Below are 268 nucleotides of genomic sequence, written 5' to 3'. Positions count from 1 at the left end.
CCATTGACCTGTAATTTTATTAAGGGCAATGTTTAAAGCCTTTTCATCTTCCTTGGATAAATCGACAATGACACATTTGGCAGTTTCATAGTCTAAGTCCTTCAATACAGTTAATCGTTGATGGCCACCAATAACCGTAAAATCTTTATTGACGATGATGGGGTCAACGTAACCAAACTTGAGCAGACTTTGCTTAATCTTTTCATACTCCTTGTCACCCTTTTTGAGTTTTTTGCGAGGATTGTAAGAGGCTGGGTGAAGTTCAGAT

Annotated in this window: 1 protein-coding gene; it reads right to left on the bottom strand. The window is 38.1% G+C overall.

Features of this window, described 5'->3' with window-relative positions:
- Positions 1-268 (bottom strand): ParB N-terminal domain-containing protein (locus tag C1G53_RS00315; protein ID WP_161941338.1); only part of this gene is annotated, 268 nt, incomplete at both ends.

Source organism: Streptococcus suis (assembly GCF_002960445.1).
GTDB classification, from domain to species: Bacteria; Bacillota; Bacilli; order Lactobacillales; family Streptococcaceae; genus Streptococcus; species Streptococcus hyiners.
The sequence above is the reverse complement of the archived record's forward strand: the minus strand, read 5'-3'. Positions and strand labels throughout refer to the sequence as shown.